Source organism: Streptomyces sp. NPDC025784 (genome assembly GCF_055558435.1).
In genome coordinates, this window is record NZ_JBVHMN010000014.1 from 1 (window position 1) to 22,799 (window position 22,799).

The following is a 22,799-nucleotide window of genomic DNA, read 5'->3' on the forward strand; positions in this document are numbered from 1 at the left end:
TCCTCGTACTGGACGTACTTGGGCTTTCGGCGGGTGCGGCGAGAGTGCGTGCCGGGCGTCGCGACGGGGCGAACGTTGCCTGCCGCGGCACTAGGTCCGGGACCGCGCCGGCCGCACGGGCCCGGCGCGTTCCGTCGTGCCGGGCCGTCCGTCCTGCCGGTGCAGAGACCGGAGCCCGGCCGGCCGGCATGACGCCGATCGACCGGGCTCCGGTGGCCGGGGCGGTCACGGGCACGGCTCCGGCCGTGCCCGCAGGACCCGACGGCCCACTGCCCTACCGGGTACGGACCACACAGATCTGCGAGAGATCCGTGCACCCCTCGAAGCCCGGGACGCTCACATAGAACGCGTCCTTGTCGAGCATCCGGTTGTTCGGCACGAAGAACAGGCCGATCCGGTTGGCCGCTCCCGAGTTCTCGTCGCCCGGGATGCTGGCCCGGCCGCAGATCTCGTTCCAGGTGTTCACCCGGGCGTAGCGCGGGTCCTCCAGCAGGGTCCAGCCGGTGCTGAGCGGCTTGGCGTACAGCTGGGTGCACTCCTTGCCGTTGCTCACCGCCTGCGGGGGCATGCCACCGCTCTGGTAGGTCGCCGCGAACGGGTACTCGTCACAGCTCGACGTGCTGTTCGGCGGCTTCGAGTCGGGGTGGCCGACGAACTTGTCGGGTCCGCTCGTCGGACAGATCACCTTGCGGTTCGCCTTCTGGCGCGCGGTGTCCGCCAGGTAGTTCAGCGGCGAACTGTGATCGCGGCTGCCCGGGTGGTACGGCAGCTTCTGCATGAGGATCCAGTAGAACGCCGCCGCCGAGGGGTTCGCCTCGGTGTTGACGACGTACGTCGGGATGTAGTCGGGGAAGACGCATCCCACCGTGCTCTTGCCCTTGGCCTCACGGTCGCAGCGGATGCCCAGCTTTCCGCTCGGCGGCTGGTAGTCCGCCCCGCCGTTCGGAGCGCCGCCCATGGTCGAGGACAGGATCCAGTTCAGGTGCACGGTCTCGTTGCCCGCCGTGCCCGACCAGGTGTGGTCGATCCGGCCGACGGCCTCGTGCTTGTCGAGGCCCGACCACTCCGGCAGGCTCGACCAGGTGATCCCGGCCGACGAGCAGTTGTGCTGGCAGAAGGACTGCACGTTGATCGTGACGGGCGGGACCTTCGGGTCGACCGTCGTGGGCTGGACCGACACCGTCTGCTGGATCGTGGGGCTGTCGAGGTCCAGGTCGATCTCGTGCTTGTAGGCGTAGATGTTCTGCGCGATGGGCGTGCCGTTCTCGTACAGCGTGGCCGAGAAGCTGTCCTGGAGGCACGCTCTGGTGCGCGTGTAGAACATGTCGGCGCCGCTCTTGGAGCAGAAGGCGGTGCCCGCCGCGGCCGCGGCCCCCTGGTGCTGCGACGTCTTCCCGGCCGGCTTGCCGCGGAACTCCAGACACACCTCGGAGTTCTTCCTGCCCTTGACGGCACGGCAGTCGAAGGCACGCGGGTGGTCGTCGGCGGCCGCCCCCGCGCGGGAGGCCTGCACGCCGGCCCGCGGGAAGATGTGTCCGGGCAGGGTGGTGACGGGCTCCACCGCGGGCGGCTCGGGAGCGCCGGGGTTCCACTCCGGCAGCCGCATGTCGGTGATCAGGTCGTAGCTGCCCGGGACGAAGGCCACCGCGTCGAAGGCGATGTCCTGGTCCCCGGTGCCGTCCGGGGTGATGGTGTCCAGCCGCACGGCGGCTGCGTTGTCGAAGCGGTACGCGCCGAGCGACACCCAGCGGTTGCCGTCGCCGGGCTGCTTGATCGTACGGGTCTCGGTCCCGTACGCGGTGTCGATCTCGTACCGCGCGTAGTTGGTCTGCGCTCCGTGGTCGGGCAGGTGGACCATGACCTTGGCCTGACCCTTGAGCGTGTCCTTCAGCTTCCAGGTTCCGGTGATCTTCAGCCGCTGGCCCTTGGCGTCGTCCTGGCGGGTGTGGCCGAAGTAGAAGTGGCCGCCGAAGCCCGCGCCCAGCTGGTGGAGGTCCACCTTGGCGGGATAGACGGTCTCCACCCCGTTGTTGGCGAAGTTGAAGCTGAACGTCCCGGAGTTCGTCCAGGAGTTGGTGCAGCCGGGGCGGACCACCGGGGTGCCCGCCGGCACGTCGTCGACGATGAGCGCGTTGCCCGGAAGACCGCTGGTGCTGCACACGGGCGGGTACGCCGTGCCGTCGGCCTCCTCCGGCATGCTGTCACCGAAGCGGATGAACTCGTATCCGCACGTGTCGGCGCAGTCGCTCTTCCAGGTCACCGGCTTGTTCCACCAGCACTGGAAGTCGCTGCGCCCACAAGGCCCGCTGCTCGCGGTGTCGTTGGAGGCACCGTCGGAGATCCGGCCCGGGTCGCAGCTGTTGGAGGAGTTGCAGAACGCGTCCTCCGGCGCCTTGAGATGGGCGCGGTTGTACAGGGCGCTGCCCTTGACCGTGACGGCCTCGGAGGTGCCGTTCCAGGTGGAGGGGCGGAAGGCCGGGACCATCACGCCGGGGGACTCCAGGAAGGACGGCGGGTGGGCGGCGAAGCCGAGGACCTTCTCCTGGTAGGGCCAGTTCTGCGGGCGGGCGGCGGCGCTGGCGTCCTCACCGCCTGCGGCGTTCTCCATGAACGGCAGGCGCCCGGCGTCCCATTCGGGGTTGGCGGGGTTGTTGGCCCAGCCCAGGCCCCAGGGCGAGCCGTTGCCTGCGTTGGGGTGGAAGCCGGAGTTGTACGCCCACAGGGCGAAGTACCAGTTCTCGGGCCGTCCCGTGGTGCCGTGGTTGGCGATCATGCCCGCGGCGCGGGTCTCGTTCCACTTGGAGATGAGGGTCTGCAGGCCCGCGGAGATGTTCGCGGTGTAGTCCAGGGCGGCGGCCCGCTGCTTCTGGTAGTCCCAGGCGGCACCGCCGTGGCCGTCCTCACGTCCGGCCATCCGCATGTGGTCGGTGATCTGCGTGATGCCGTAACCGCAGTCCGCCTTGGCGAAGTTGACGTCCCAGTCGTTGCTGGTGTCGCCGTCGTAGAGGTTGATGCCGTAGTAGTTGCCGATCAGCGGGCTGGCGGTGACGCCCGGCACGGCCGAGCGGGCGGCCTGCCACATGTTCGACTCCTGGGTGGTCACGCCGAGCATGACCTGCGCCATGGCGCGACCGCCGCCGTCCAGCGCCGGGTTCAGGAAGAGGGCCTGCGGCATGTAGGCGGGCATGCCGAGGTTCTTCCAGTTCGCCGCACGCGAGACGTGGGTGTTGAGCATGCCCTTGACGGCCTGGTCCACGGCCCACTCCACCTGGCGGGGCTTGGGCTGCATGGCCTGGTTGCGCGGGTCGTTGCGGGGCACGGAGCAGGTGCGCTCCGACTCCACCGGGTCGCTCGGGTCACCGGCGGCCGTCGCGGTCAGCCGCGCCTTGCCGCCGCCTCCGGAACCGGTCAGCAGACCCGGCGACGCGTCACGGCCCTGCCCCGCGAAGGCCGGCACCCGCCGGGCCGGGTCCACGGCGAAGGACGCCGTGCGCCCGGTGGCACGGGTGGTCAGGGACATCTTCACCGTACGGGCCTTGGCGGTCTCGCCGGGCAGCAGCAGCGTGCCCCTGCCGTCGGCCCACGTCGTGTGGGTCAGGACGGCCTCGCCGCGCGAGGAGACGGTGGCGTCCTTCGGCACGGACACCAATCGCCGTACGGTGGAGGGGAGTCGGTCGGCCGTCGCTCGCGTGGTGCCGGTCACGTACACGGTGCCGGCGCTCCGGGTCAGCCCCGTCTCGGTCGCGAGCCCCTCGGCCAGTACGGCAGCACGCGTGCCGCGCCGGTCCGGGTGCGCCACGGCGGCAGCCGTGATGCGCTTCACCTGGGACGTGGCGCCGCGCTTGTCGAGGAAGGCCAGCCCGCCGTCGCCGTCGGGCGTGAGCCGGTAGGGGACACCGTCGGTGCGGACGAGCGCCTTGCGCGTGCCGCGGGCGTCGATCTTGACGACCTCCGCGCCGGAGGCCGCGAGGACGGAATCGTGAGCGGCCGGGACGGCCGAGGTGACCTGCCCTCCCAGTGCGATCGGCTTGCCGACCCTGCCCGTCGACGCGTCCAGCCGGAACAGCCGGGTGCCGGGCAGGTCTTCGCCCCCGGACTGGGTCAGGATCACCGACTCCCCCGGTCCGCAGCCCGGGTTGTAGTACGACAGCGACGCCTTCAGCTTCAGCTTCGTCACCCGGCCGGAGGCCAGATCGACGACCGCGGTGAACCCGCCCCTGGCCATCAGCTGGGGTTTGTTGGTGAAAGTGCGGGGTGCGTAGACCACCACCGCCCGCTTGCCCGAACCGGTGACGCAGATGTTGCCGATCCAGGCGTCGGCGTCGAATCCCGGCTCGGAAAGCGACGCCGTACTGCGCCAGGTGTAGCCGTCCTTCTTCCGGGCCGTGAGGATGTGGAATCCCTCCGCGTCACCCGACGTGGTCCACGCCAGGTCGCCCGAATTCTTCCAGGTCTTTCCCAGTACCGCGGCCCGCTCAGCCGACGGCACCGCGTCGCGCCGTTTCTCGGCCGCCGTCTTCGTGACGGGAGCCGCCGGTGCCGGCGGGGCGGCCCAGGCCACGGCCTGAGTCAGTCCCGCGAGCACCGCCCCGGCCGCCACGGCGGCCAGCGGTGCCCTCGTTCGTCTGTGGAATCTCAACGGTTCTCCTTCACACATGGGCTCCCGCGTCGCGGGAGTTCCGGAAGGGGAAAGGGCGCATGAAACGCAATCCGGGCACGCGTGACAGTCCGCGCACGGTCGGCGGAATTCGTGAATACAGGCCGTGAAGAGGCGCGGGCCACTGGTCAGTGTGGAGCGCGCGTTGCCCCTTGGGTTCCCTCCCCGTTACCGGAAAAGCATGATCCGCGCGCGCGGCCCGGGTCAACAAAATTCTCATCGAACTCCGAGCTTCCGGAACGTCTGGCCAATAATCGACCGTCGACATATCCGGTAAGTCCCGCCCGCACACAAGGAAAAGGCGCCCGGCGAATCATCGGGCGCCCTTTTCTCGCGCTACCGCAGCCTCCTCGGCCTGGGGTCCGAGGCTGCCGGCGAAGGGGCGACGGGACCACCCCAGGGCCGTGACGCGAGCCCGGCCGTTCGCCGGGTCGGGGTCATGCCGCCGGTCCGGGTCCCGCAGGGGCGAGGACGATTCCGTCCCCTCGGTCGCCATGCGGTCGTCGATCCACACCCGTCCCGCGCCCTGGTACTCCAGTTGTAGCTCGTGATCTTCATGTCTGATTCGCGGCTTGTCGCCGGTAGTGACTGGTGCGCGATCGGGCTTGATGACGTCGTCTCCACTCGGACCGACGCTCAGGCGGTGAGCCGCGGTGGACAGGGGCTGGCCGACGAGCGCGATGAACAGGTGCTGGATCTCGTTGCACGTCAGCGGAATGAGGTCGTCGGAGGCGGGGGCGGGTGTGTTCGTCGGCGCGGACGACGGCGAGGAAGGCGTGGGCAAGCATGGCGAGGGTGACCCAGCGGGCCCACGACGGGTAGCGGCGGAGCTGGTGCTCGTCCAAGCCGGTCAGCTCCTTCTCGGTCTGGAATGTCTCCTCCACCCGCCACCTTGATCCGGCGACCCTGACCAGGGTGGTCAGCGGAACCGGCCGGGTGGAATGGCACCGGTAGTGGGCCAGTTCACTGGTGCGACGGTTCCTGCGGATCAGCAGATGCCAGTGGCCTGGTCCGGTCTCGACCAGGTCGATGACGGTTCAGTCGTAGAAGCGGTTGCCCTTGGCTCCCGCACCTGCTGACAGCTTCTGCCAGGCCCGCTTGGGTACCTTCGCCGCGAGCGTGTCGGCGCGGATCGTGCCTGCCTTGGTGGTGACTTCAGCCGAGCAGGCCACCGCGAGGACATATCCCAGGTCACGTTCCTCCAGGGCGGAGCGCAGCTTGGGGTTGCCGACGTAGACCTCGTCGCCAACGACCCAGCCGACGTGGTGTCCGGCGTCCAGGAACCGTTCGATCATCCTGCGGGCCAGCTCGGGCTTGGTCGCGAAGACGGTGTCCTCGCCGAGCCCCGCCGCCCGGCAACGGTCGCGGTCGCGGTCGCGGGTCCGCGGGACGTACAGGTCCCGGTCCACCGCCGCGTGGCCTCGGGCCCCGCATAGACGAGATGAAAAGCGACTTGGGAGTGCTCGATCCGCCCGGCCGTGCCGGTGTAATCGCGCTGGACACCGACGGTGTGGACACCCTTCTTCACATCGCCGGTCTCGTCCACGACCAGCACCGCCTCCTGGTCGTGCAGGTGTTCGACGACGTACTCACGGAGATTGTCACGGACGGCGTCGGCATCCCATGGGGCCCGGCACAGCAGATGCTGCATGCCGTGCGGATTCGCTTCCCCGGCCCACTCCGCGATCGTCCAGCAGTTCCTGGGCGGCAGGTCCGACAACAGGCCCAGCACCAACCGCCCGGCCCGAAGCCGTGGCTCGACCCGGGAGAACCGGTGCGCGATCCGGCCCATGACCACCTCGAACGCCTCCCGCCAACGAACGGGATCTATGCTGTGACCTGCCGCCACCGCCTCATCGTTACTCCACACAAGTCACGATGATCAACGGTGGCCGCAATCAGTTGCCTCGGATAGCCCGGGAAAGCTGTCGGCGGCAGCTGCTACGAATGTCGCCATGACCGACGACGAGATCATCCACAGAATCCGAGAGCAGGATGCGGCCGGCGAGCTGCCACCGCCTGCGCCGCCCGAGGCTGTGGCCGAACTTGAGGCCGCGGTGGGGCACCCGATGCCGCCGCTCCTCAAGCGGATCTATCTCGAAGTCGCCGACGGTGGGTTCGGCCGCTGGGGTGAGGCTTTGTCCCTTACCGATGCGACCTACAGTTTCAGCGATAGCCGTCGGCTGCTGGAGGAGTATTTGGGCTGGCGCGGACGCCCCAACTACCCGCCGTCTGTTGTACCGCTCTTGACGTGGGGCTGTGCGATCTGGTCCCTCGTCGACTACAGCACTCCGGAAGGCCGCATGTGGGGTTGGGATCCCAACGCCCGATGCCCTGAACACGGACACGCTCTGTTCCCCGAAGACCTCACACTGGCCGAACGGCTCTGCGGGTGGCTGGACGGACGCTCGGACTTTCCGAAGGCGCCCGCTGGTCCGTACTGCTCAGATTGCTGAAACCGCGGCACTGCCGTGCGACTGCATCCCGGTGGCCATTTCGCCAGGCTCCCTTGCGCCCCTCACAGGTCGGCCGAAGCGACCAGCGCAACAAGCAAGATCCCGATCTACAGCTGGAGTACTAGGGGGCATGGTTCGGATCAGCTCGAGTCCGAGCCGATCCGAACGAAACCCCTAGGCCGACTCGCGCACCACCAGTTCCGTCGGCAGCGTCACCTGCTGCCGGGCACCACCGTGTCGGGTGATCTCGGTGAGGATCCGGACCATCGTGCGGCCCAGTTCCTCCACCGGCTGGCGCACCGTCGTCAAGGGCGGGTGGGCGTAGCGGGCGAGCGAGTCCTCGAATCCGACCACCGCGACGTCGCCGGGTACCTGCCGCCGCCGGCGGCGCAGCTCTTCCAGGGCGCCGAGCGCCATCAGGTCGGACGCGGCGAACACGGCGTCCAGATCAGGAGCGCGTTCAAGAAGCGAATACATCGCTCGGCGGCCGCTCTCCCAGCTGAAGTCGCCGGTCTCGACCAGGACTTCGCTCGCAGGTGCCCCCGCTTCGTGATGGGCGGTGCGCCAGCCCTCGAGCCGGCTGCGGCCGACGTCCATGTCCAGTGGGCCGGCAATCGTGGCGATCTTGGTGCGTCCGGTGCTCAGCAGGTGCCGGACGGCCTCCGCCGCCCCGCCGGCGTTGTCGGCATGCACGTAACTCAGCCGCTCGCCTACGTCGCGGCGGCCGGCCAGCACGGTGGGCAGACCCAGGTCCTCCAGCATTCCGGGGAGCGGATCGTCGGCGTGGACGGAGACCAGCAGGACGCCGTCCACGCGGCGTGCCGCCACCGACTCGGTGAGCTGCTCCCGCTCGGCCTGGTCGCGGACGAGCATCAGCTGCAGCTGCGTCCGGCTGTCGGCGAGGGCTTCGCTGACACCTCGGATCAGTGCGGCGAAGAACGGTTCCGAGCCGAGCCGGCTCGCAGATTCCGGGATGACCAGGGCCACCGCGTCGGTGCGACTGGTCACGAGACCGCGGGCGACCGTGTTGGGTACGTAGTTGAGTTCCTTGATCGCCGCCAGGACCCTGGCCCGCGCGTCGGCACTGACCAGCTCCGAGCCGTTGACGACCCGGGACACCGTCGTCCTGCCCACGCCCGCACGGGCGGCGACCGTCTTGATCGTCGGACGGCGATTCCCAGCCATGCGCTCCCCTCCCGGCAGCCGCGGCAGCGTCGGCCGCGCTGATGACCAGCACCGATTCTTGCAGACGCCGCTGTCGGCCGGGTCCTGCGTCGTCCAAGAACGACGAACGCGACGGCCGGGGCAATCTCCCTTCGTCGTGTTCAAGTCATTGACAGATCGGCTCGATGCAGTGAGTCTGCCATGCGTCGGTGGGAACGTGCCCACTTTTTCTTTGGACATCGATGGGCACGTTCCCATCACCCCACCAGAGCCGCAGTAGTCGTCGCAAAACGTGTCAATCCGACGCGTTCGCGCCGCCGCCTAGGAGGAGATCCATGAGCAGTCCCGGTTCGTTCGGCAGAAAGAGGCTGGCGTCAGCAGCTGCGGCCGTCTGCGCGTTGGCGCTCGTCGCCGGCTGCGGCGGCAGTGACGGCTCGGTCACGGGCGGTGGCAAGAAGGACGGCAAGACCGTCATCACCATGGGCATGTTCGGGGTGATGGGCTTCAAGGAGTCGGGCCTTCTCGAGCAGTACGAGAAGGAGCACCCGAACGTCGAGATCAAGGCCGAGATAGCCGGCGACGAGCAGACCTACTACACCGCGCTGCAGACCCATCTCGCCGCGGGCAACGGCCTGAAGGACATCCAGGGCATCGAGATCGGCCGGGCCAAGGAGATCACCGAGACGCAGGCCGACAAGTTCGCCGACTTCTCCCGCACGGCGGGCACCGACCACTTCCTGCCCTGGAAGCAGTCCCAGATCACCACCGCGGACGGCAAGGTGCTGGGCCTCGGGACCGACGCCGGCCCGATGGCGGTGTGCTACCGCAAGGACTACTTCGCCGAGGCCGGTCTGCCCACCGACCGCGACGCCGTCGGCAAGCTGTGGGCGGGCGACTGGAAGAAGTACGTCGAGGTCGGCCGCACCTTCAAGAAGGACTTCAAGGGCGGCCGCGTGTCGTACATGGACTCCTCCAGCGGCCTGTTCAACGCCATGGTCTACGGCTACCCGCAGCAGTACTACAACGAGAACGGCGACCTGATCTACGACAAGAACCCGGTCGTCAAGCAGGCCTGGAACCTCGCCGCGGACGCGGCCGACGACGGCCTGAGCGCGAAGCTGCGTCAGTTCCAGCCCGGTTGGGACCCGGGACTGGCGAACGGCACCTTCGCCACCGCGGTCTGCCCGGCCTGGATGCTGAGCCACATCAGCGAGAAGGCCGGTGAGAAGAACAAGGGCAAGTGGGACGTCGCCAGGGCCCCCAAGGGTGCCAACTGGGGCGGCTCCTTCCTCGGCGTGGTGGAGAAGAGTCCGGTGAAGGCGGAGGCCCAGAAGCTCGTCGCCTGGCTGACCGCGCCCGAGCAGCAGGCCTACATCTTCAAGAAGCTGGGCAACTTCCCCTCCTCCCGGCAGGCGCTCGCGCAGGACGACGTCAAGAACGTCACCTCCGGCTACTTCAGCGACGCGCCGATCGGCCAGATCTTCGGTGCCGCCGCGCAGGAGATCCCCGACAAGCAGGTCCTCGGCCGCAAGGACGGCACGATCAAGGACACCTTCAGCCAGGGCCTGGCCCTGGTCGAGCAGGGCCAGGCGCGGGACAAGGCGTGGAAGACCACCACTGAGCGCATCGACAAGGCGGTCGGCTGACCCTCGGGCTTCCGACCCCCCCGGGCGCGCCCGCACTCCGCCGGCGCGCCCGGGTCCCGGCTCAGACATCCGTTCTCAGGAAGGAATTCCGGTGGCCACCTCCACCACCAACGCCCTGGCCGGCGAGGAGCGTTCAGGTCCGCCCACGAAGACCCCCGACGGGGAGTCGGGCCGGCGGCGCAGCGCGCTGCTGCACCGGCTCGATCTCAAGGGCGCGCCGTATGCGTTCGTCGCGCCGTTCTTCGTGGTCTTCGCCGCGTTCAGCTTCTACCCCCTGGTCTACACGGCGTGGATCTCGCTGCACCATGTGGAACTGGCCACCCTCGACTCCATGCAGTGGGTGGCGTTCGACAACTATGTCGACCTGTTCAAGGACTCACGGTTCTGGAACGCGCTGCAGAACACCATCACCATCGGCGTCATCTCCACGGTGCCGCAGCTGCTGATGGCGCTCGGGATGGCGCACCTGCTCAACTACCGGATGCGCGCCTCGCTGTTCTTCCGCGTCGCGTCACTGGTGCCCTACGCCACCTCGGTCGGCGCGGCCGCCCTTGTGTTCACCATGCTCTTCGAACGCGACTTCGGCATGATCAACTGGGTGCTCGGCTGGGTCGGCATCGACCCGCTGGACTGGGAGGCCGGCAAGTGGCCCGCGCAGGTGGCCATTTCGACCATCGTGATCTGGCGGTGGACCGGCTACAACGCGCTGCTGTACCTGGCGGCCATGCAGGCCATCCCTGCCGAGCGGTACGAGGCGGCGTCCCTCGACGGCGCCTCGCGGTGGAAGCAGTTCACCCATGTCACCATTCCCGGGATCCGCTCCACCGTCGTCTTCACCATCGTGCTCTCCACCATCGGCGCCACCCAGCTGTTCGGTGAGCCGCTGATCTTCGGCCAGGGGCCCAACGGGGTCACCGGAGGCGCGGACAACCAGTACCAGACGCTGGGTCTGCTGCTGTACGAGGAGGGCTGGAAGAACTACCAGATGGGCCGCGCGGCGACCGTCGCCTGGGCGATGTTCCTGCTGCTCATCCTCGTCTTCGCGGCGCAGCGCCTGATCCGCCGGCTGCGCCCCCGCACGCCCTGACCAGGAGCCGTCATGACCGTCAACTCCCTCCCGGTCCGCACGGACACCCCGGTCCGGACCCCCGCCCCTAAAACCCCTCGCACCGGCCGTCGGCTGCTGCGCGTACGCGCCGGCCGCCAGCACCACGCCGGCCCGCTCGCCTATGTCCTGCTCGCCGTCATGGCGATCGTGTCGATCTTCCCGCTGTACTGGACGATGGTGGCGGCCTCCACGGACAACACCCGGGTCAGCCAGACGCCTCCGCCGTTCCTGCCCGGCCCCAACCTGTTCAGCAACCTCGCCCGCGCGTGGGACGAGGCGGCGATGGGGAAGGCCATGATCAACAGTCTGATCGTGGCCGGGGTCATCGCGCTGTCCACGGTGCTGTTCGCGACGCTGGCGGGCTTCGCCTTCGCCAAGCTGCGGTTCAAGGGACGCAACATCCTGCTCACGCTGGTGATCGGCACCATGATGGTGCCGCCGCAGCTCGGCGTCGTCCCGCTCTTCATGATGATGTCGGAGCTCGGCTGGTCGCAGCAGCTGCCGGCCGTCATCTTCCCCACGCTGGTGAGCGCGGTCGGGGTGTTCTTCATGCGGCAGTACCTCTCGGAGGCGCTGCCGGACGAGCTCGTCGAGGCGGGACGCGTGGACGGCGCGCACTCGCTGCGGATCTTCTGGAGCATCGTGCTTCCGGTCGCGCGGCCCGCGATGGCGGTCCTGTTCATGATCACGTTCGTGCACGCGTGGAACGATTTCTTCTGGCCCTTCGTGGTGCTCGACATGACGAACCCGACCGTCCCGGTCGCCCTCACCCAGCTCAGCGCCGGCTATGTCCGCGACCAGTCACTGATCATGGCGGGTGCGCTGCTGGGCACCCTGCCGCTGCTGGCGATGTTCATCGTCTTCGGTCGCCAGATCGTCAGCGGGATCATGGCCGGCGCCGTCAAGGGCTGACGCCGACCGGCCTCTCGGCCGGTCCTCCGCACCGGCCCGGCGCCCGGCCACCGGGCCGCCCCCATCCGTATCTCCGTTTTTTCGCACCCCCGCGACACACCCCCTTGAGAGGATCTACGTGGTCACCGCAGCACGACATGGCGGATCTGCCCCGGACGCGGCCCGAACCTTCCCCGACGGCTTCCTCTGGGGCTCCGCGACCGCCTCGTACCAGATCGAGGGCGCAACCGCCGAAGATGGCCGCACCCCCTCCATCTGGGACGTCTACGCCCGCACCCCCGGTCGCGTCCGCAACGGCGACACCGGCGACATCGCCACGGATCACTACCACCGCTGGCGCGAGGACGTCGCGCTCCTGGCCGACCTCGGCCTCGGCGCCTACCGCTTCTCCCTCGCCTGGCCCCGGATCCAGCCCACCGGCCGCGGCCCCGCGGTCCAGAAGGGTCTGGACTTCTACCGTCGTCTCGTCGACGAGCTGCTGGCCCACGACATCACTCCGGTGGCCACGCTCTACCACTGGGATCTGCCGCAGGAGTTGGAGGACGCGGGAGGCTGGCCCGAGCGCGTCACGGCCGAGCGGTTCGCCGAGTACGCGGCCATCGCCGCGGACGCCCTGGGCGACCGGGTGAAGACCTGGACCACGCTCAACGAGCCCTGGTGCAGCGCCTTCCTCGGCTACGGCTCCGGTGTCCACGCCCCCGGCCGCACCGACCCGGTCGCCGCCCTGCGCGCCGCCCACCACCTCAATCTGGGGCACGGGCTGGCCGTCCAGGCACTGCGCGACGCGCTTCCCGCCGACGCCCAGTGCTCGGTCACGCTGAACTTCCACGAGGTGCGCCCGCTCACCGGCAGCGACGCCGACACCGACGCCGCCCGCCGGATCGACGCGCTCGCCAACCGGGTCTTCACCGGCCCGATGCTGCAGGGTGCCTACCCGGAGGACCTCCTCAAGGACACGGCGGCCCTGACCGACTGGTCCTTCGTGCGCGACGGCGATCTCCGGCAGATCAACCAGCCGCTGGACTTCCTCGGCATCAACTACTACACGCCCACGCTGGTTTCGGAGGCGGACGGCAGCGGCGCGCACAACGCGGACGGACACGGCAGGAGCACGCACAGCCCCTGGCCCGGAGCGGACCTGGTCGCCTTCCACCAGCCTCCCGGCGACACCACCGCCATGGGCTGGGCCGTCGACCCCACCGGCCTGTACGACCTGCTGCGCCGGGTGGCGTCCGAATTCCCCACCCTGCCGTTGGTCATCACGGAGAACGGGGCCGCCTTCGACGACTACGCCGACCCCTCCGGCAAGGTCAACGACCCCGACCGGATCGCCTACGTGCGCGGCCACCTGGCCGCCGTGCACCAGGCCATCACCGACGGCGCTGACGTACGCGGCTACTTCCTGTGGTCGCTGCTGGACAACTTCGAGTGGGGCTACGGCTACAGCAAGCGCTTCGGCGCCGTCTACGTCGACTATCCGACGGGCACCCGCATCCCCAAGGCCAGCGCCCGCTGGTACTCCGAGGTGGCTCGCACCGGCGTCCTGCCCGGCGCCTGACCGGACCGGGTGGCGGCACCACCCTGCCCGCCCCGCACGGTGCCGCCACCACGGAGTCTGCCCCCGGCCCGCTCGACGCGGGCCGGGGGCAGGCTCGACTCAGCGTCCCGGCAAGGAGACCGGCCCTCGGGACGGCGGTGACCGGGACCTCCCCGGCCGCGGGCACCCGGTGGATCACCGGGTGCCCTTCCGCACGCTATTGACTGTCCGGTTCGAAGGGATTGTCCGGAATTCCGCCGGTCGGCGTCCCCGTCGGCGTGGCCGGCCTCGTGGTCGTCGGCTCGGTCGTCGTCGGCTCGTCCGTCGGAGACGGCGGACTGCTGCTCGTCGGCGGCTCGGTCGACGGCTCCTCGGTGGTCGGCGTCGACGAGGGGGTGCTCGACGGCGTCTGCGTGACCGTGGGCGTCTCGGTGGGCTCCACCGCCGCACCCGACGTGGTGTTCAGGTCGAACTTGCTGACCTTGCCGTCCAGCGCGCCGAAGGTGTACGCCGCCCAGATCTGCGCCGGGAAGCCACCGCCGTTGACGCGGCCGCCCTCGGCGACGAGGCCGGTGGCGCCCTTCATCGACACCTGGCGACCGGTCTTCTTCTCCTCGCCGAACAGACCGACCGAGGTGACCAGGTCCGGCGTGTAGCCCGTGAACCAGGCCGACTTGTTGTTGTCGGAGGTACCGGTCTTGCCCGCGACCTGCTGGCCGCCGCGGGACGGGTTGTCCCGCACGGACGTCCTGGCCGTACCGTCGTCGACCACGCCGGTCAGCACCGAGGTGACGGTGTCGGCCGCCTCCTCGCTGATGACCTGGTCGCCGATCGGGTCGGGGAAGTCGACCGAACGGTCCTTGTGCTCGGCCTTGGCGACGACGGCCGGGGTGACCTTCTTGCCGTGGTTGTCGAGCGTGGCGTAGACGCCGGCCATCTCCAGCGGGCTCGCGCCCATGGAGCCGAGGGTCTGGGCGGGCACCGCCTGGAGCTTCTTGGTGTCCATGCCGAGCTTGCCCGCCACCTTCAGGACCTCGTCCATGCCGACGTCGACGCCCATCTGCGCGAAGACGGAGTTGATGGACTTGTTCATCGCGGTCTGCACGGTGACGTCGCCGTAGCTGTGCTCGTCCTCGTTCGGCGGGGCGAAGCCGATGTCGCTGCCGACGACGGGCCGGCGGTTCGTGCCGTCGTAGACCGTGTTCGCCGTGATGGGCCTGTCGCGCTGCGTCTTGGCCTCCTCCTCCAGGGCGGCGGCGAAGATCAGCGGCTTGAAGGTGGAGGCGACCTGGTAGTCCCGGCGCGTGGCGTTGTTGTAGTAGTGCTTGAAGTAGTCCTTGCCGCCGTACATCGCGAGGACCCTGCCGTTCTTCGGGTCGACGGAGACGGCACCGGCCTGGATGTTGTCGTCGACCTTGCGCTTCTTCGGGTCCAGCTTGCTGGTGAGCTGCGCCTTGACGGTCTTCTCCAGCAGGGCCTGCTTCTTCTTGTCGATGTTGAGCGTGATGGTCCAGCCGCCGGCCTCCACCATGGCCTGGGCCTGGTCCAGGTCGGAGGCCGTGCCGTCGGTGACGAGCTGCTTGGCCAGCTCGTTCTCGGCGGCCTTGACCAGGTAGCCGGTCTGGCCCTCCATACCGGGGGCGCCCTTGGGGTCCTTCGGCACGGGGAACTTCAGCTTCTGGCGCTCGCCGGAGTCCAGCCAGCCCTGCTCGACCATGTTGTCGAGGGTGTAGTTCCAGCGGGCCGTGACCAGCTTCTTGCCCGTCTCCGTCGCGACGCCCCAGTCGTACTGGCTCGGGGCCTGGAGCAGGGAGGCGAGGTAGGCGCCCTGCGCGACGTCGAGTTCGCTCGCGTCGACGCGGTAGTACGCCTGCGCCGCGGCCTGGATGCCGTAGGCGTTGCGGCCGTAGTAGCTGGTGTTGATGTAGCCCGCGAGGATGTCGTCCTTGGACTTCTGGCGGTCCACCTTCAGCGAGATGACCAGTTCCTTCAGCTTGCGCGTGACGGTCTGGTCCTGGTTCAGGTAGTAGTTCTTGACGTACTGCTGGGTGATCGTCGAGCCACCCTGCTTGCCCTTGCCCGACAGGGTGTTGATCAGACCGCGGGCCGTGCCCTTGAGGTCGACGCCGGAGTCCTTGTAGAAGGACTTGTTCTCGGCGGCGACGAAGGTCTTCTGGACGCTCTTCGGCACCTTGGACAGGTCCACGACCTCACGGTTGACCTTGCCCGTGCGGGCGAGGACGTCGCCGTTGCGGTACTTGTAGATGTTGCTCTGCAGGCGTGCGGCCGCGTTGCCCTTGGGGACGTCGACGACCATGTAGAGCACGATGAAGGCGCCCATGCCGAGCAGGCAGAGGCCGAAGAACGTCCCGGTGATCGTCTTCCAGTTGACGAACCGACGTATGCCGCTGCGGCGGCCCTTGCCCCCGGCCGGCGCGCCCGCGGCGCTCGTTCCGGACGAGCGCTTGGGCGCCGCGCGGCGGCCCCGCGCCTGCCGCGCTCGTCTCTCTTCCGCTCGTCCCATGGGTCGATCCGCTCCGCTTCACTCTCGTGTGGCACACAGGTTCGTCGCTCAGGTCAGCTCAAAAAGCTAACACCGCGCGCTATGACAAAGGGCCGCCGATCCGGTCTTTTCCGGACGTGACAATCAGCACGCCGGGCGCGCCCTCCCCAACGAAACCGACGAGCGGGAGGGGCGGAAGGTTGCCGAGCGAGTTAAAGTGATATCACTTAGCTAGACGGAAGCTATGCCGTACGGAACGGGGGACCTCCCATGTCGACACACCGCTCAGCCCCGCACGACTCCGCACCCGAGGGCGTGCCCGAGATGCCCGCGCCACGGGTCCGGGAGTTCGCCGCGCACAGCATCGGCGGCGGCCTGGCCCTGCTGCTCGGACTCGTCGGACTGCTGCTGGGCGCCGGACTGATCGCGGGCGCGACGGCCGTCGCCGCGGCGGGCGCCAAGGCCGCGCTGATCATCGTCGGCGTCCTGGTCGGCATCGCCGCGTTCTTCGCGATGTGCGGGCTGAACACGGTCGCGCCGGGCGAGGCCCGTGTGGTGCAGCTCTTCGGGCGCTACCGGGGGACGATCCGCCAGGACGGGCTGCGCTGGGTGAACCCGCTGACGTCCAGGACCAAGATCTCGACCCGCGTCCGCAACCACGAGACCGCGGTCCTCAAGGTCAACGACGCGTACGGCAACCCCATCGAGCTCGCCGCGGTCGTCGTGTGGAACGTGCAGGACACCGCCCAGGCCACCTTCGAGGTGGACGACTTCCTGGAGTTCGTGGCCACCCAGACCGAGGCGGCCGTGCGTCACATCGCGATCGAGTATCCCTACGACGCCCACGACGAGGACGGGCTGTCGCTGCGCGGCAACGCCGAGGAGATCACCGAGAAGCTCGCCGTCGAACTGCACGCGCGCGTGGAGGCGGCCGGAGTGCGGATCATCGAGTCGCGCTTCACGCACCTCGCGTACGCTCCCGAGATCGCCTCCGCGATGCTCCAGCGCCAGCAGGCGGGAGCGGTCGTCGCGGCCCGGCGGCAGATCGTGGACGGCGCGGTCGGCATGGTCGAGGCGGCGATCGCCCGGATCACCGAGCGGGACATCGTGGAGCTGGACTCGGAGCGGAAGGCGGCGATGGTGTCGAACCTGATGGTGGTGCTGTGCGGGGACCGCGCGGCGCAGCCGGTCCTGAACACCGGGACCCTCTACCAGTGACGGCTCCCTCAGAGGGGGCGTCCCCTCAGCGTCGGCCGCAGCAGCGCAAGCAGGTGCTGCTGCGGCTGGACCCGTTGGTGTACGAGGCGCTCGCGCGCTGGGCCGGGGACGAACTGCGCTCCGCCAACGCGCAGATCGAGTTCCTGCTGCGCAAGGCGCTGGCCGACGCGGGACGCCTGCCCGGCGGGACCGGGCCGCTGCCCCGGCGGGGACGACCGCCGGTGGAAGCCGAGGGCCACCCCCACCAGGGACGACCGCCGGCGGAACCCGGGACGTAGGGCGTCGCCCGTCACCGGTGACAGAACCGTGACAATCGCCCCCCACCTGCACCGCGGTACGCCCCGCCACGATCTACACACTGGACGTATACATACGGCGTATACACCGTGTGTAGAGTGCTCGCATGTCCATCGGTCACACCCTCCTGGGGCTCCTGGAGTCCGGGCCGCGTCACGGCTACGACCTGAAGCGCGCCTTCGACGAGAAGTTCGGTCACGACCGGCCGCTGCACTACGGCCAGGTCTATTCGACGATGTCCCGGCTGCTGAAGAACGGACTCGTCGAAGTCGACGGGATCGAGCCGGGCGGCGGGCCCGAGCGCAAGCGGTACGCCATCACCGACGCCGGCATCACCGACGTGCAGCAGTGGCTCGCGACGCCGGAGAAGCCCGAGCCCTATCTCCAGTCGACCCTCTACACGAAGGTCGTGCTCGCGCTCCTCACGCACCGCAACGCCGCCGAGATCCTCGACACACAGCGCTCGGAACACCTGCGCATGATGCGCATCCTGACCGACCGCAAGCGCAAGGGCGACCTCGCGGACCAGCTGATCTGCGACCACGCCCTCTTCCACCTGGAGGCGGACCTGCGGTGGCTGGAGCTCACCGCCGCGCGCCTCGACAAGCTCGCCGAGGCGGTGACGACCCGATGACTCCCCCGCCCGGTTCCCTGCTCACCGCCTCGGACCTGCGCAAGGCGTACGGGCCGACGACCGCCCTGGACGGCGCCGAGTTCTCCATTCACCCCGGCGAGGTCGTCGCCGTCATGGGTCCGTCCGGCTCCGGCAAGTCCACGCTGCTGCACTGTCTCGCCGGCATCGTGACGCCCGACTCCGGTTCGATCACGTACAACGGCCGCGAGATGGCCACGATGAACGACGCGCAGCGCAGCGCCCTGCGCCGCAGCGACTTCGGCTTCGTCTTCCAGTTCGGCCAGCTCGTACCGGAGTTGACCTGCGTCGAGAACGTCGCCCTGCCGCTCCGGTTGAACGGGACGGGCCGCAAGGAGGCCGAGCGCGCCGCCCTCACGTGGATGGAACAGCTGGAGGTCGACGACCTCAAGGGCAAGCGCCCCGGCGAGGTCTCCGGCGGCCAGGGACAGCGCGTCGCCGTCGCCCGTTCACTGGTCACCAACCCGCGGGTGCTGTTCGCGGACGAACCGACCGGCGCGCTCGACTCCCTCAACGGCGAGCGCGTGATGCAGCTGCTCACCGACGCCGCACGCTCGACCAACGCCGCCGTCGTGCTCGTCACGCACGAGGCGCGGGTGGCCGCGTACTCGGACCGCGAGATCGTCGTGCGCGACGGCAGGTCCCGGGACATGGAGCGGGTCGTATGAGTGTCCGCCCCTCACCCGGGACCGGCCCGACCGAGGCTCCGCCCGGCCCCTCGCCCGTCACCCCGTCGGCCGGGGAACCGCGTGTCCCGCGCGGCCTGACGCAGTGGTCCCGTGACCTCGTCATGGGCGCCAGGTTCGCGGTGACCGGCGGCCGCGAGGCCTGGGTGCGCGTGCTGCTCACCGCCGTCGGAGTCGGCCTCGGCGTGGCCCTGCTGCTGCTCACCACGGCCATACCGAGCGCTCTGGCCTCCCGCCACGACCGGGAGCAGAACCGCAACGACATGACGTTCCGCTCGGACGTCGTGAAGAAGTCGGACCGCACGCTGCTCGTCGCGGCCGCCGGCACCACCTTCCACGACAAGGACATACGCGGACGGGTCCTGCGACCCGAGGGCCCCCGGGCGCCGCTGCCGCCCGGGCTGAAGGAGTTCCCCGCGGCCGGCGACATGGTCGTCTCGCCCGCCCTGGACCGGCTGCTCAAGTCCCCGGACGCCAAGCTGCTGCGCGAACGCCTGCACTACCGCATCAGCGGGACGATCGCCGACAGCGGTCTCGTCGACCCGCACGAACTCGCCTACTACGCGGGCTCCGACAGCCTGGAGGCGACCTCGCAGACGGCCGGCCGGATCGAACGCATCGACTCCTTCGGGGCCGACAACCCGTCCGAGGCCATGGACCCCGTCCTGCTGCTGCTCGTCCTGATCGTCTTCGTGGTGCTCCTGATGCCGGTCGGCGTCTTCATCGCGGCGGCCGTACGGTTCGGCGGCGAACGGCGCGACCGCAGGCTCGCGGCGCTCCGGCTGGTCGGTGCGGACGGACGGATGACGCGGCGGATCGCGGCGGGCGAGGCGCTGGCCGGAGCTCTGGTCGGGCTGGTGCTCGGCGCCGGGTTCTTCCTGATCGGACGCCAGCTCGCCGGAATGATGGAGGTCTTCCGGGTCAGCGTGTTCCCCGGCGACCTCAATCCGGCGCCCGGCCTGGTGGCACTGGTCGCCGTCGCCGTGCCGGCCGCCGCCGTCGCCGTGACGCTGTTCGCGCTGCGCGGGGTCGTCATCGAGCCGCTGGGCGTGGTCCGTACGGCCCGGCCTTCGCGGCGCCGGCTCTGGTGGCGGCTGCTGCTGCCGCTGGGCGGTCTCGCGCTCCTCTACCCGATGATCGGGCAGGGACGCGAGAACGGGGACTTCAACCAGTACCTCGTCATCGGCGGCGTCATGCTGCTGCTGGTCGGCATCACCGCCCTGCTCCCCTGGGTCGTCGAGGCGGTCGTCGCCCGGCTGAACTCCGGCGGTGTCGCCTGGCAACTGGCGATCCGCAGGCTCCAGTTGAGCAGCGGCACCGCGGCTCGCATGGTCAACGGCATCGCGGTGGCGGTGGCCGGCGCGATCGCCCTGCAGATGCTGTTCGCCGGCGTCGACAGCGACTACACCAAGGTCAGCAGGAACGACCTCACCCGCGCCCAGATGTCCGTGGAGGTGCCCGACGGCGTCCCGGCGAGCGAGGTCGCCCGGCGCCTCTCCGCGACCAAGGGTGTCCGGCACACCGTCGCCCTGGCCAACAGTCAGGTCGGCGACGCCAGGAACGAGCCCGAGCGCCAGTCGCCCGTGACCGTCGGCGACTGTGCCGCCCTGCGCGAGGTCGCCCGGCTGCCCTCCTGCAAGGACGGCGACGTCTTCGCCGTGCCGAACGCCCAGTGGGACGAGTACACCGACCAGATCGACAAGGCCGGCACCAAGCTCTACATCGACCCGTCCTACGGCAGCGACAACAAGGGCAGGGAGATCGCCTGGACGGTGCCGAAGGGGGTCCGGGAGGCGGCCACGCGCAAGGATCCGCAGGGTGACGAGCGCGGAGGCTTCCTGTTCACCCCGGCCGCGCTGCCCGAGAAGGCGGAACCGGCCCTGTACGGAACCGTGTTCCTCGCGCTCGACGAGTCGGTGCCGGACGTACGAGAGCTCGTCCGCAACACCGCGGCGGAGATCGACCCGCTCGCCGATCCCATCACCTGGAGCGAGTCGACCCAGTCGAAGCGATTCACGTCCATCCGCACCGGCCTGTTCGTCGGCGCGACCTGTGTCCTCGTGCTCATCGGGGCAAGCCTGCTGGTCTCCCAGCTGGAGCAGCTGCGCGAGCGCAAGAAGCTGCTGTCGTCGCTAGTCGCCTTCGGCACCCGGCGCCGCACCCTGAGTCTGTCGGTGCTGTGGCAGACCGCGATCCCCATCACGCTGGGCCTGGCGCTGGCGTCGGTCGTCGGCCTGACGCTCGGCACGGTGCTGCTCAAGATGACCGACACGCCGGTCGGCGTGGACTGGGCGAGCGTGCTGTCGATGACGGGCATCGGCGCGGCGGTCGTGGTGCTGGTGACGGCGCTCAGCCTGCCGCCGCTCATCCGTCTGATGCGGCCGGACGGGCTGCGCACGGAGTAGCCGGTCGGCGCCGGGCACGGGCGGCCCCTCCCCCCTCCGGGGAGGGCCGCCCTTCGGCGTTCAGAGTCCGTACTCCCGCACCACGCGCCGGGTCTGGGCGAAGAGCATGCCGACGTTCACCGACTTGCGACAGACGACCACGGCGACCACGTCCTGCTGCTCGCTCATGCGCACGAACAGGTGCGTGAGATTGTCGCTGTTCACCAGGATCTCCTGGAAGAAGTGCTGGTCGCTCTCGATGCCGCGGCGTTCCTTGAAGACGTCCTCGATCATCTGCACCGTGCGCCCCTGGAACAGGTCGAGGGTCGCGCCCGCCAGCAGGTCCAGCACCTCGGGCGGGTGGTTGTCGACGGTCTCGTACGAGAGCAGCATCCCGGTCGCCATGTCGACGACGCCCGAGGCGACGCAGTCCGGTGCGTCGGTACGCAGTGCCTTGACCAGGCCCATGACCTGGTCGGAGAAGCCCGATGTCATGCGCTTGCTCGCCATCCTCTCAAGCTCCTTCGGTCGCGGTCAGGATCGACCCGATGCGTCCGAGTGCCGGCCGGGTCTCTTCGTGCAGCCGCTCGATGTCGATGCCCTCGTCGCCGAGCACGACCATCAGCGCCGTGTCGCCGACGGCGTAGAAGGCCGCGCAGCCCTGACTTCCGTACGTCACCGTCTGCCGGAAGGTGCCCCGGCCCGTCGCCTCGGCGGCGCGCCGGGCGATGCCCAGGCCCGCCGCGGCGATCGCGGCGAGCCCCTCCGGGTCGATGGTGGCGGCGGTGTCCGCCGCGATGAGCATTCCGTCCGCGGCCGCCACGGCCGTGTCGGTGATTCCGGTGACCTGCTCCCGCAGGCCTCTCATTTCCATCGCCAGTGCCTCGTGATTCATGTGCCGAACTCCCTGACAGCTGATCGCATTTGCTTGTTCTCGCGCTGACGAGCGCGCGTCCACTACGCGGTTCTCCGGGAATGTCAGGAACCGGAATCCGGGGTCCAGATCCGGTTGCGCAGACGGAAGAACCCTTTCCAGCTCCCCCCGGCCGTTTCCGGGGCGAGAGTCTCGGTGATGCCGCTCGCCCCTGGCTTGCGCCGGGGCAGCGACGACGCGTGGGGGGAAGGCGGGCCGCCCGGCGATCCGGGCTCGCCCGCGGTGTGTTCGGCCCCGGCCGACGGCTCGGACCCGGCCGGTTCCTCGGGTCCCGGCGCGGCGTACCCGGGCTGCCCGGGTACGCCCTGCTCGGCGGCGGTGTCCCCGGACTCGGGCCACCCGGTCTCGGGCCAGCGGATCTCGGGCCACCCGGCGTCGGCCCACCGGGCGTAGGGCCACTCCGCGTCGGCCGGTTCGGCCTCGGTGCTCCCGGCGTCGGCCTGTTCGGACTCGGCGGGCTCGGGAGACGCGGGAGGGGTCCTTCCGCCCGCGGAACGCTCGGCGCCGACGGGTTCGGGAAGAGGGCTCCCCTCCTGGGACCGCTCGGCGGCGACGGACTCGGAAAGGGTGCCGTCGGCCTCGGTCCGCTCGGCATCGACGGGCTCGGAAAGCGTGTCGCCCTCCTGTGACCGCCCGGCACCGACG

The 22,799-nt window shown here is 69.7% G+C and carries 15 protein-coding genes and 2 pseudogenes; 10 read left to right on the forward strand and 7 right to left on the reverse strand.

Annotation, left to right across the window (positions count from 1 at the left end; translation table 11 throughout):
* Positions 1-274: 274 nt before the first annotated feature.
* Both ACZ4IF_RS28315 and ACZ4IF_RS28320 read right to left on the reverse strand, forming a co-directional pair.
* Positions 275-4,639 carry a golvesin C-terminal-like domain-containing protein gene (locus ACZ4IF_RS28315; protein ID WP_467567790.1) on the reverse strand — a complete coding sequence of 1,455 codons (4,365 nt, stop codon included), beginning with the start codon at positions 4,637-4,639 and terminating at the stop codon, positions 275-277.
* A 572-nt stretch (positions 4,640-5,211) separates the two neighbouring features.
* Positions 5,212-6,449: pseudogene (locus tag ACZ4IF_RS28320) on the reverse strand (IS701 family transposase).
* A 163-nt stretch (positions 6,450-6,612) separates the two neighbouring features.
* Here ACZ4IF_RS28320 and ACZ4IF_RS28325 point away from each other — a divergent pair.
* Positions 6,613-7,113, forward strand: coding sequence for an SMI1/KNR4 family protein (locus ACZ4IF_RS28325; RefSeq protein ID WP_467567792.1), 501 nt, complete (start codon positions 6,613-6,615; stop codon positions 7,111-7,113).
* Between the two features lie 174 nt (positions 7,114-7,287).
* Here ACZ4IF_RS28325 and ACZ4IF_RS28330 read toward each other — a convergent pair whose 3' ends face one another.
* Positions 7,288-8,298: a LacI family DNA-binding transcriptional regulator gene (locus ACZ4IF_RS28330; RefSeq protein ID WP_467567794.1), complete on the reverse strand. Its 1,011-nt coding sequence runs from the start codon at positions 8,296-8,298 to the stop codon at positions 7,288-7,290.
* Between the two features lie 314 nt (positions 8,299-8,612).
* On the opposite strand from ACZ4IF_RS28330, the gene ACZ4IF_RS28335 reads away from it, so the two are divergent.
* The 4 genes from ACZ4IF_RS28335 (at position 8,613) to ACZ4IF_RS28350 (ending at position 13,501) form a co-directional block, all read left to right on the forward strand.
* A complete protein-coding gene (locus tag ACZ4IF_RS28335; protein WP_467567796.1) occupies positions 8,613-9,923 on the forward strand; it encodes an ABC transporter substrate-binding protein in 1,311 nt (436 codons plus the stop codon).
* A gap of 91 nt (positions 9,924-10,014) precedes the next feature.
* Entirely contained in the window at positions 10,015-11,010 is a 996-nt protein-coding gene (locus ACZ4IF_RS28340) for a carbohydrate ABC transporter permease (RefSeq protein ID WP_467567798.1), read from the forward strand.
* A gap of 12 nt (positions 11,011-11,022) precedes the next feature.
* A complete protein-coding gene (locus tag ACZ4IF_RS28345) occupies positions 11,023-11,943 on the forward strand; it encodes a carbohydrate ABC transporter permease (RefSeq protein WP_467567800.1) in 921 nt (306 codons plus the stop codon).
* A 118-nt stretch (positions 11,944-12,061) separates the two neighbouring features.
* Positions 12,062-13,501: a GH1 family beta-glucosidase gene (locus ACZ4IF_RS28350; RefSeq protein WP_467567802.1), complete on the forward strand. Its 1,440-nt coding sequence runs from the start codon at positions 12,062-12,064 to the stop codon at positions 13,499-13,501.
* A gap of 196 nt (positions 13,502-13,697) precedes the next feature.
* Here ACZ4IF_RS28350 and ACZ4IF_RS28355 read toward each other — a convergent pair whose 3' ends face one another.
* Complete coding sequence (locus tag ACZ4IF_RS28355; RefSeq protein WP_467567804.1) at positions 13,698-16,004, reverse strand: transglycosylase domain-containing protein; 2,307 nt, start codon at positions 16,002-16,004, stop codon at positions 13,698-13,700.
* A gap of 249 nt (positions 16,005-16,253) precedes the next feature.
* On the opposite strand from ACZ4IF_RS28355, the gene ACZ4IF_RS28360 reads away from it, so the two are divergent.
* The 5 genes from ACZ4IF_RS28360 (at position 16,254) to ACZ4IF_RS28380 (ending at position 21,241) form a co-directional block, all read left to right on the forward strand.
* The gene (locus ACZ4IF_RS28360) at positions 16,254-17,201 is read left to right on the forward strand and encodes an SPFH domain-containing protein (RefSeq protein ID WP_467567806.1); all 948 of its coding nucleotides are present in this window, start codon (positions 16,254-16,256) and stop codon (positions 17,199-17,201) included.
* Complete coding sequence (locus tag ACZ4IF_RS28365; protein ID WP_467567808.1) at positions 17,198-17,479, forward strand: type II toxin-antitoxin system antitoxin; 282 nt, start codon at positions 17,198-17,200, stop codon at positions 17,477-17,479. Before ACZ4IF_RS28360 ends, ACZ4IF_RS28365 begins: the two co-directional genes overlap by 4 nt.
* Before the next feature lie 125 nt (positions 17,480-17,604).
* On the forward strand, positions 17,605-18,132 hold the full coding sequence (locus tag ACZ4IF_RS28370; RefSeq protein WP_095936386.1) for a PadR family transcriptional regulator: 528 nt from the start codon (positions 17,605-17,607) through the stop codon (positions 18,130-18,132).
* Positions 18,129-18,818 carry an ABC transporter ATP-binding protein gene (locus ACZ4IF_RS28375; RefSeq protein WP_359493985.1) on the forward strand — a complete coding sequence of 230 codons (690 nt, stop codon included), beginning with the start codon at positions 18,129-18,131 and terminating at the stop codon, positions 18,816-18,818. Before ACZ4IF_RS28370 ends, ACZ4IF_RS28375 begins: the two co-directional genes overlap by 4 nt.
* Before the next feature lie 122 nt (positions 18,819-18,940).
* Positions 18,941-21,241 (forward strand): ABC transporter permease, encoded by a 2,301-nt coding sequence (locus ACZ4IF_RS28380; RefSeq protein WP_467568133.1) that lies wholly within the window; start codon positions 18,941-18,943, stop codon positions 21,239-21,241.
* 60 nt (positions 21,242-21,301) lie between these two features.
* Here the strand turns inward: ACZ4IF_RS28380 and ACZ4IF_RS28385 are convergent, their stop codons facing one another.
* The 3 genes and pseudogenes from ACZ4IF_RS28385 to ACZ4IF_RS28395 form a co-directional block, all read right to left on the reverse strand.
* Entirely contained in the window at positions 21,302-21,730 is a 429-nt protein-coding gene (locus ACZ4IF_RS28385; protein WP_345658810.1) for a hypothetical protein, read from the reverse strand.
* 4 nt (positions 21,731-21,734) lie between these two features.
* Positions 21,735-22,115 (reverse strand): roadblock/LC7 domain-containing protein, encoded by a 381-nt coding sequence (locus tag ACZ4IF_RS28390; protein WP_028804636.1) that lies wholly within the window; start codon positions 22,113-22,115, stop codon positions 21,735-21,737.
* Positions 22,116-22,198: 83 nt separating this feature from the next.
* A pseudogene (locus ACZ4IF_RS28395) lies at positions 22,199-22,799 on the reverse strand (hypothetical protein); the annotation flags it as partial.

Excerpts from the sequence above, each read along its gene's own strand:
- ACZ4IF_RS28325 (WP_467567792.1), top strand. The coding sequence starts at position 6,613 with ATGACCGACGACGAGATCATCCACAGAATCCGAGAGCAGGATGCGGCC.
- ACZ4IF_RS28330 (WP_467567794.1), bottom strand. The coding sequence starts at position 8,298 with ATGGCTGGGAATCGCCGTCCGACGATCAAGACGGTCGCCGCCCGTGCG.
- ACZ4IF_RS28335 (WP_467567796.1), top strand. The coding sequence starts at position 8,613 with ATGAGCAGTCCCGGTTCGTTCGGCAGAAAGAGGCTGGCGTCAGCAGCT.
- ACZ4IF_RS28345 (WP_467567800.1), top strand. The coding sequence starts at position 11,023 with ATGACCGTCAACTCCCTCCCGGTCCGCACGGACACCCCGGTCCGGACC.
- ACZ4IF_RS28355 (WP_467567804.1), bottom strand. The coding sequence starts at position 16,004 with ATGGGACGAGCGGAAGAGAGACGAGCGCGGCAGGCGCGGGGCCGCCGC.
- ACZ4IF_RS28360 (WP_467567806.1), top strand. The coding sequence starts at position 16,254 with ATGTCGACACACCGCTCAGCCCCGCACGACTCCGCACCCGAGGGCGTG.
- ACZ4IF_RS28370 (WP_095936386.1), top strand. The coding sequence starts at position 17,605 with ATGTCCATCGGTCACACCCTCCTGGGGCTCCTGGAGTCCGGGCCGCGT.
- ACZ4IF_RS28375 (WP_359493985.1), top strand. The coding sequence starts at position 18,129 with ATGACTCCCCCGCCCGGTTCCCTGCTCACCGCCTCGGACCTGCGCAAG.
- ACZ4IF_RS28380 (WP_467568133.1), top strand. The coding sequence starts at position 18,941 with ATGGGCGCCAGGTTCGCGGTGACCGGCGGCCGCGAGGCCTGGGTGCGC.
- ACZ4IF_RS28385 (WP_345658810.1), bottom strand. The coding sequence starts at position 21,730 with ATGGCGAGCAAGCGCATGACATCGGGCTTCTCCGACCAGGTCATGGGC.
- ACZ4IF_RS28390 (WP_028804636.1), bottom strand. The coding sequence starts at position 22,115 with ATGAATCACGAGGCACTGGCGATGGAAATGAGAGGCCTGCGGGAGCAG.